Source organism: Microcoleus sp. B4-C2, from assembly GCF_036705265.1.
In the GTDB taxonomy this organism is placed as follows: Bacteria; Cyanobacteriota; Cyanobacteriia; order Cyanobacteriales; family Microcoleaceae; genus Microcoleus.
This window is the reverse complement of the sequence record NZ_JAUBUB010000144.1, coordinates 2,421-10,665: the sequence shown is the minus strand read 5'-3', so window position 1 is coordinate 10,665 and position 8,245 is coordinate 2,421. Positions and strand designations below refer to the sequence as shown.

At 46.2% G+C, this 8,245-nt stretch carries 8 protein-coding genes; 6 read left to right on the top strand and 2 right to left on the bottom strand.

Annotated elements, in window-relative coordinates:
• Positions 1-310: 310 nt before the first annotated feature.
• Together QUB20_RS26925 and QUB20_RS26920 are read left to right on the top strand one after the other, a co-directional pair.
• A complete protein-coding gene (locus QUB20_RS26925) occupies positions 311-1,903 on the top strand; it encodes a CocE/NonD family hydrolase (protein WP_333251017.1) in 1,593 nt (530 codons plus the stop codon).
• A gap of 19 nt (positions 1,904-1,922) precedes the next feature.
• Positions 1,923-2,270, top strand: coding sequence for a DUF952 domain-containing protein (locus QUB20_RS26920; RefSeq protein WP_333251014.1), 348 nt, complete (start codon positions 1,923-1,925; stop codon positions 2,268-2,270).
• Positions 2,271-2,530: 260 nt separating this feature from the next.
• Here the strand turns inward: QUB20_RS26920 and QUB20_RS26915 are convergent, their stop codons facing one another.
• A complete protein-coding gene (locus QUB20_RS26915; protein WP_333251012.1) occupies positions 2,531-3,781 on the bottom strand; it encodes a CCA tRNA nucleotidyltransferase in 1,251 nt (416 codons plus the stop codon).
• Between the two features lie 108 nt (positions 3,782-3,889).
• Here QUB20_RS26915 and QUB20_RS26910 point away from each other — a divergent pair, with 108 nt between their 5' ends.
• The 3 genes from QUB20_RS26910 (at position 3,890) to tsaB (ending at position 6,837) form a co-directional block, all read left to right on the top strand.
• Positions 3,890-4,138 carry a Ycf34 family protein gene (locus tag QUB20_RS26910; protein ID WP_006632635.1) on the top strand — a complete coding sequence of 83 codons (249 nt, stop codon included), beginning with the start codon at positions 3,890-3,892 and terminating at the stop codon, positions 4,136-4,138.
• A gap of 225 nt (positions 4,139-4,363) precedes the next feature.
• Positions 4,364-6,076, top strand: coding sequence for a serine/threonine-protein kinase (locus tag QUB20_RS26905; protein ID WP_333251010.1), 1,713 nt, complete (start codon positions 4,364-4,366; stop codon positions 6,074-6,076).
• Between the two features lie 2 nt (positions 6,077-6,078).
• A complete protein-coding gene (gene tsaB / locus QUB20_RS26900) occupies positions 6,079-6,837 on the top strand; it encodes a tRNA (adenosine(37)-N6)-threonylcarbamoyltransferase complex dimerization subunit type 1 TsaB (protein WP_333251007.1) in 759 nt (252 codons plus the stop codon).
• 278 nt (positions 6,838-7,115) lie between these two features.
• Here tsaB and QUB20_RS26895 read toward each other — a convergent pair whose 3' ends face one another.
• Complete coding sequence (locus QUB20_RS26895) at positions 7,116-7,379, bottom strand: hypothetical protein (protein WP_333251005.1); 264 nt, start codon at positions 7,377-7,379, stop codon at positions 7,116-7,118.
• A 151-nt stretch (positions 7,380-7,530) separates the two neighbouring features.
• Between QUB20_RS26895 and QUB20_RS26890 the strand changes: the two genes are divergently transcribed.
• Positions 7,531-8,245, top strand: a 715-nt coding sequence (locus QUB20_RS26890; protein ID WP_333291784.1) for a tetratricopeptide repeat protein, incomplete at its 3' end; no start/stop codon positions are given.

The following is an 8,245-nucleotide window of genomic DNA, read 5'->3' as shown; positions in this document are numbered from 1 at the left end:
AACTTTTGGGCTAGCTTTACTGTTTCTTTTATTCATAACCGGCGTGCGACGCCGGTGGAACGCTCTAAAGAGGACTAATGAGTTGAAAAGTGTTTTTCTTAGTCCTCTTTAGAGGACTTTAGCTTTGAGGCAGGGGTTTCAACCCCTGCCGGAATATGGGTTGTACGTTAATTGGACACCAATGGGCAGTGCCGTGTCCCTACGAACAATTATCAGGTTTGTAGTAAGGATCTCAGTCCTTTATCAGAACTTTTTTATTTGATGTTTTGTAGGATTTATGCTGAAACTTTGTCCGAAAGAAACAGCGTCAATGCTAACTAAAGATGGGGTTCGTTTAGATGCTGACATCTACCGCCCCGATGCGGAGGGCGAATTTCCAGTATTGTTAATGCGGCAACCTTACGGAAGGGCGATCGCCTCTACAGTAGTATATTCCCATCCCGCATGGTACGCCAAACACGGCTACATCGTTGTCATCCAAGACGTGCGGGGACGCGGCACTTCCGAAGGCGAATTTAACCTATTTGTTAACGAAACACAAGACGGTTTTGATACCGTCAATTGGGCAGCTAATTTGCCGGGAAGTAACGGCAAAGTCGGAATGTACGGTTTTTCCTACCAAGGCATGACTCAACTCTACGCGGCTGCTGCTAAACCCAGTGCATTAATCACAATTTGTCCGGCAATGGTAGGGTGCAATTTATACGCAGATTGGGCCTATGAAGGCGGCGCATTTTGTCTGCAATCAAATCTCGGCTGGGCAATTCAGCTAGCTGCAGAAACCGCTCGCTTAAAAGCCGATACTTCTGCCTATCAAGCCTTTTATGCAGCTTCGAGAAATCTCCCGCTATACGATACCGTGCCGGCGCGTCCTGAGATTATTAAAAATCTTGCGCCAGACTCATATTATCACGATTGGTTGCATAATTATCGACCGAGCGAGTATTGGGAAAAGTTATCGCCAAACATCAAAGATTTAGACTTACCGATGCTGCACATTGGTGGTTGGTTTGATACTTATTTGCGGGGAACAATCCATCTTTATAAGGAAATGGTGACCCGGAGTTCCTATCCGCAGCATTTGATAATTGGCCCTTGGGCGCATTTACCTTGGGGGCGAAAAGTTGGAGCGTTGGATTATGGTTTGGCAGCTTCAAATCCTGTGGATGAGTTGCAAATTCGCTGGTTCGATCGCTTCCTCAAAGGAGTTGATACAGGAATATTAGACGAGCTGCCGATTTCGCTATTTGAGATGGGGAAGAATGATTGGCGGAAATTTGATAAATGGCCTAATAATAATCATAAATCTTATTTTTTAGCAAGTACCGGACTTGCTGCGATGAGAGAAGATGCGGGTATTTTAACAGAGAGTTGCGCGGATGTTTGCACTGATGATATATTCGTACATGACCCTTGGCGGCCGGTGCCATCCTTGGGAGGTCACGCTGCATTTCCTGCCGGTGCGATCGAGCGATCGACTATTGACTGCCGCACCGATGTGTTAACATACTCTTCGGCACCGCTAACAGCAGATTTGCACTTAGCTGGAGATATAATTGTCGAAGTATTTTGTACCGCCGGTGCGCCGAGTTTTGATATGTGTGCGATACTTTCTGAGGTCAAAGATAGCGGCAGCGTCTACAATTTTACTCAAGGTTACGTGCGGGTAAATTCAGGGGAAACACCTGTAAGAATTGTGCTGCAAGCAACTTGTATGCAAATTACCAAAGGTAATGCCTTGCGTCTGAGTTTAAGTGCGGCTTGTTTTCCCGCTTACGACATGAATCCGGGAACGGGCGCGCCGGGCGGTGAAGCGCGGGCGATCGATGCTAAAATTATCACGCTGACAGTAAGTTGTGGCGGGAATTTTCCCTCTCAAATTTTGCTGCCAATTGTCAATTAAACCTAGAACTTATTCAATTATGAGCATTATTTTTCACATCACCCGCAGCCAACAGTGGGAAGAAGCAAAACAAGTTCAATCCTATCGCGGAGATACGCTAGATACTGAAGGATTTATCCACTGTTCGACTCTGCCACAAGTTCTTAAATCTGCTAATAAATTTTTTGTGGGACAAACAGGATTGTTGCTGCTTTCGATTGACTCGGACAAACTGCAAGCTGAACTTAAGTATGAATATGCTGCGGGTGAGAATTACCCGCACATTTACGGGCCGCTGAATGTTGATGCTGTGTTGAAAGTTGTTGAATTTGAACCGACTGCAGATGGCAAGTTTGAATTGCCGGAAGAATTAAGGGATGTTGTTTAATACTCATATGTTGCACCATTGTCAATTAGCCTTTTATGAACAGGCAAGATGCCTGTTCCACAAGAAAATTTATATTTTGTGGAACAGGCATCTTGCCTGTTGCTGACAATGGTGCAAGATATCAGTTAATATGCACATTTTGCACCATTGTATACTAACTTTTTAGAGCGTTGCTCAGAGCAACGGCCCACAATACAATTAAGTGTATTGTGGAACGGGCATCTTGCCCGTTCTAATTTCTGCAATATATCAATTTAAACTTACTGATTAACCAACTCTGCCGCCAATTTCAGCGCCTCTTCGCGAGTCGCAATTCTCCCCTCCACCCGCGCTAATTGAATCTCCATTAAAAATTGACCGATGCGCGGACTTCTCGGCAAATTTAAATATTCCATTAAATCATTGCCGCTAACTAATTGTGTCGGATGAGCAATAATATCATCCGCATCCAGATAGCGATTAATTAACAGTGAAATTTCATCAATCGCAACTCCCGCCGCCACCGCCAAAACCGCTAAAACTGGAAATACTATTCCTACATCCCGAAACAAAAAATACTGTTCTCGCAAAGACATTTCCGCGATAGGTTTTGGTTGTAATTTGGGCAAGTATTTCAAAAGCCCGATCGCACTTTTAATCTCCGCATTGCTGTACTTCAACCGCAGCAACTGCGTTTCAGCAATTGTCGGGTCGGAATCTGCCAAAATAGCCAGCTTCGCGACAGCCAACAAAGGCGTTTTAATTGTATCTCTAATCTGACGGCCGAATTCGTTCCCTAATTCCGGGTAAATTACCGCTAATTTGTCAGCCGATGCGTCAATTTTTGTCAAAATATCAAAACGGTCGATCGCACTTTCAAACCAAATCGAAAACAAACCATCTTCCCAACCGCGACAAATCCAAGGAACACCGTCAGGATTGCTCAACAAATAACCCAATTCCGTCCGCACCCGTTCCACCGCTACCCGACTCAACAGCGGCGCTAATTCCCGAATCGCCGATTGAGTTTCAGTTTCGATCGCAAAACCCAACTGCGCCGCTTGGCGGTAAGCTCTTAATAACCTCAGCGGATCGTCCTCCAAATTTGACCGCGAAACCATCCGCAGCACACCCAACCGCAAATCAGTTTGACCGTCCAAAGGATCGATGATTTCTCCTGTAAAAGGATTGCAGGCGATCGCATTTATCCGAAAATCCCGGCGCAGCAAATCCCCCTCCAGACTCCCCCCTTCCGCCTGCGCCAAATCCACCGTACCGCCCGCAAACACCACCCGCGCAATTTGGCGTTCCGCATCCAACAAGACAAATCCACCTTTCGTGCGATCGGCAATTTTTCGAGCAGTCTTCACGGCCCGTGTTAGCATAACGAAATCTAAATCAAAATAGTGCGATCGCCTCCCCAGCAGCGCATCCCGCACCGCACCGCCCACCAAATAAGCAGGCGGTGTCAGCAGTTGCAAATCAAACGGCCAAGTATCAGGAGATAATGAAGAGGGCAAATTAATCGGCATCGCAACAAAAATCTACTTTCCTTACAAACAATTAAACTCTTGCTACGCTAGATTAACAGAAAGCTCAAATTTCACCAATCTTTTTGAAATGCACAGAGGATATCAAGAATGTGTATTTGTATTAACTGCCACTATGTAGACCGCTGCTTCACCTACCACGCCGTAGAAGAACAGCACGAACAGCTTCACCTCACCGAAACACCCGATTTCGACCCCGTAGAACCCACCATCAACGTCAACATCCGTCCCCGCCAAGACGAAATTGAAATGGAATGGGATGTAGTTGGGTGTCAGAGTTTCAAGCAAGAGACCGGCAAATGGGCAAAATTGCGGCCAGGCGAACTCGTCCCGACTTAAGGAAGAAGTCATTAGTCAGTAGTCAGTAGTCATTAGTCATTAGTTATTTGTTGGTTGTTGGTTGCTATTTGTTGTTTTTTATAGGTTTTTTGTGAGTGGTTGGCGATAACAACCAATAACCAATAACCAATAACCAATTCCCAATGCCCCATTCCCAATTCCCAATTCCCAATTCCCAATTCCCAATTACAAATCTAAAATCTAAAATCTAAAATCTAAAATCCAATGAGCTATTGCTTAAACCCAACTTGTCAGAATCCGCAAAACCTAGGTGATGCAGAATTGTGCCAAAGTTGCGGATCAAAATTGTTATTAACTATTGACGCAGAAACGCCATCAGCATCTCGCTACCGAACCATAAAGCCGATCGGGCAAGGAGGCTTTGGCCGAACATTTCTAGCAGTTGATGAAACCAAACCCCTGATTTTTTCGCAGTGCGTAATCAAGCAATTTTTGCAGCAAAATACCTCAGCCGAAAAAGCCGCTCAACTATTTCACCAAGAAGCAGCCCAGCTAGAAACCTTGGGAAAACATCCCCAGATTCCCGAATTAATCGCGCATTTTGAACAAGACGGGAGACAGTATTTAGTACAAGAATTTATAGACGGCAAAAACCTAGCCAGAGAATTAGAACAAAAAGGAGCCTTCACCGAAACTCAAATTCGGCAAATCCTCAACGATTTATTGCCAGTGCTCCACTTCGTCCACAAATCCAAAGTCATTCACCGCGATATCAAACCCGAAAATATCATTCGCCGCCGGCTAACTCCAGCCCCTTTACCCGCCTTAGAAAATTCCTATCAACCCTCTCCTTTCCAAAAAGATATTGTTTTAGTAGACTTTGGTGCAGCTAAGAAAGTAACAGCAACCGGGTTGCCGCAAACTGGTACAATCATCGGCAGTGCTGCTTATACAGCCCCAGAACAATTGATGGGGAAAGCAGTTTTTGCCAGCGATATCTACAGTTTGGGCGTTACCTGCATTCACTTGCTGACTGAAATTCCTCCCTTCGATTTGTTCGACAGTACAGAGGATTCTTGGGCTTGGCGAAATTATTTGAAAACCGCTGTTAGCGATGATTTCGGCCGCATCCTCGACACCATGCTTCAAAGTGCCACCAATCGGCGCTACAGTTCAGCCTCAGCAGTCATCCGGCACTTGAACCCCAAACCGGTGTATTTAGACGCACAGCCTGTGCTAGACGCGCCGGAAACGCCTGCAGAACGGGTGCTTACACCTGCGCCCGGTGTGTCGCTTTTCACTCGCCAACAGCAAGCCGAAATTCAGCAAGCTTTGCAAGAGGATCTCGCCCCCTACAATGTTACAATCCAAGTCAGTCAAGCCAAGCAACAGCTCACTATCGTCATCAACAGAACCGAAGACAACCCCGTTTACTATCCGCACTTATCTCAAATAATTGCCACCAGACTCACCGATTTGCAGTTAAATAAAGTCGCAGCCGTGAAGTTGTTGGGAAGACTCAACAATTCTCGCCGCCCGGAGTGGAAGCAAATATTGCAAATCGATCCCAAGATTAAATTGAGAAACAAACTCGTGCGGCTGCAACACAATCAATTACTCAAGAAAGCCGCCTCTGTTACTACCCAAGAATTTTGGCTGCCGAAGTTGAAAACTCAAGATTTTTGGATAGATGCGCTAATGTTTGCCTTAGTTTGGTTTATCTTTGGCTCTCAAATAGTCATTTTTAATTCTTGGTTTGCGCTAATAGTTTCGTCGGGTTTTATGACTGTGAAGCATCAAGTTTCCCAACACAAAGAATTTGCAAATAACAATTTATTTGCAAGTTTAGTAGTGCTGTTTTTGGTGAGTGGCGGCATGGGTAATTCCAGGATTTTAAATACGGGAATATTTGGCATTCTTTTGGGTTGCTTAGTTGTGGCTTTACCGCTGTTTTTTGTTAAGGAAAATTATCAGTAATCGTGAATAGCAATCCCCAAGACGGAACATCAGTTAAAAAATACGGCTTAGCCCTGCACACAGCTAGTCGCGAACTCGGTTTAGCCATCAGCAATTTTGCCGGGGATTCTCGCTGCCAAACTTGGAATTTGGATCGCGATTTAGCAACTCATTTGCATCAGTATTTAGTGGAGTTTATTGGGCCGCAAACTTGGGGGGATTTGGCTTTTATTGCAGTAGCGAAGGGGCCCGGAGGTTTCACGGGGACTCGGATGGGTATGGTGACGGCGCGGACTTTGGCTCAACAGTTGGATATTCCGGTTTTTGCGGTTTCAACTCTGGCGGCTGTGGCTTGGGCGGAACCCCCCCAACCCCCCCTTGCTAAGGGGGGGCTTTTGAGTGCAGAACCTTCCCTTGCTAAGGGGGGGCTTTTGAATACGGAACCCCCCCAACCCCCCCTTGCTAAGGGGGGGCTTTTGAAAGATGATATCGCGCTGCAAATGCCTGCACAGCGGGGACAATTGTTTGGCGCTGTTTATTCAATTAACAAAGATTCTGGTTTAACTGAGTTGTTTCCTGAGACGGTGATGACTCCTGAATCTTGGCAAGAAAAGTTGGATAATTGGGGGAATTCTTATCAGTTGATTGAAGTTGGTAGCGAGTTGGGATGGTCGGTTTCTAGCGTGTTGGAATTGGCTTATTTGGAGTGGCAAATGGGAAGTCGTCCTGATTGGTCGGATGCTTTGCCTTTTTACGGTCAACATCCGGTTAAGGGACACTGAATATTGGGAATAGGGCATGGGGAATAGGGAATTGGGCATTATTTCGTTTCTGTTAAACTCACATTTTGCACCATTCTCAAGAACAGGCAAGATGCCTGTTCCACAAAGAGTAGATTTTCTTGTGGAACAGGCATCTTGCCTGTTCCTAAAAGGCTAATTGAGAATGGTGCAAGATATAAGTTAAATCAACTTGTAGAGTGCGTTTTTTTTCCGACAATGCCCGATGCCCGATGCCAGTAAATGATTTATAAGCAATTAAGCAGACTTGATATCGTTGTTTATTTAAGGGCAATACAAAGTTCGAGGCAAAAAGTTAATGTTAGCGGGTCTGGGTTTTCGCTTCGCAATCGATCGATCTCAGCTCGATCGCAGCCGCGAGATTCCATAAAATCGAGCATCCAGTTCGTTATTGTAGCGAGATCGATGTATTTTGCTCCGAGGCAAACAGGGCAAATTTCTGGGCTGAGGGTACCGGTGCCGCCGCATTCGGGGCAATCCCAGTGGCTGCTTACGGGATCGGGGGTAGTTAGGATGTTGTTCATGCTGGGAAAAAGTACGCGCGGCGTAGCGATCCCGCAGGGAATCGCACCTACTCGTTAACTCTAGCAAAAATGCCGATCGCCCTTACTTCTTCCTGCCTTTACACTAAGGGGGCTAGTGACTAAAATTGACAAAAATACACAAGGGGTGGCTATGTTCGATCGCACTCAATGGTTTTTGGCTGGTATGTCGATCGCACTTTCGGTTCAGTTAAGTCAGCCAGTTGCAGCAGCCGTGCCCGTTGGCAAAACCGTACAAACATCACAAACTAACAGTAGCGAGGCTGCTGCAAAAGCATTCAAAGAAGGACTAAAACTCTACCAGCAAGGAACAGCGAAAGCAAAAAGAAGTGCGATCGTCAAGTTTGAAATAGCATTAAACCTGTATCGAGAAGCGGGCGATCGCCGCCGGGAAGCTGTCACCTTCAGCAACATCGGCTTAGTCTACTCAGGTTTGGGAGAAAAACAAAAAGCGCTAGAGTATTACAGCCAGTCGCTTCCCCTGAGTCGGGCAACAGGCGATCGTGGTGGGGAAGCTATCACCCTCAACAACATCGGCAGTGTCTACTCAGAATTGGGAGAAAAACAGAAAGCGCTAGAGTATTACAGCCAGTCGCTTCCCCTGAGACGGGCAGTAGGCGATCGCAGCGGGGAAGCTGTTACCCTCACCAATATCGGCAGTGTCTACTCAGCATTGGGAGAAAAACAGAAAGCGCTAGAGTATTACAGCCAGTCGCTTCCCCTATTTCAGGCAACCGGCGATCGCAGCGGGGAAGCTGTCACCCTCACCAGCATCGGCAGTGTCTACTCAGAATTGGGAGAAAAACAGAAAGCGCTAGAGTATTACAGCCAGTCGCTTCCCCTGAGAC

Bases quoted from the DNA above. Each gene is read 5' to 3' on its own strand.
- QUB20_RS26925 (WP_333251017.1), top strand. From the start codon at position 311: ATGCTAACTAAAGATGGGGTTCGTTTAGATGCTGACATCTACCGCCCC.
- QUB20_RS26915 (WP_333251012.1), bottom strand. From the start codon at position 3,781: ATGCCGATTAATTTGCCCTCTTCATTATCTCCTGATACTTGGCCGTTT.
- QUB20_RS26895 (WP_333251005.1), bottom strand. From the start codon at position 7,379: ATGAACAACATCCTAACTACCCCCGATCCCGTAAGCAGCCACTGGGAT.
- QUB20_RS26905 (WP_333251010.1), top strand. From the start codon at position 4,364: ATGAGCTATTGCTTAAACCCAACTTGTCAGAATCCGCAAAACCTAGGT.
- QUB20_RS26910 (WP_006632635.1), top strand. From the start codon at position 3,890: ATGTGTATTTGTATTAACTGCCACTATGTAGACCGCTGCTTCACCTAC.
- QUB20_RS26920 (WP_333251014.1), top strand. From the start codon at position 1,923: ATGAGCATTATTTTTCACATCACCCGCAGCCAACAGTGGGAAGAAGCA.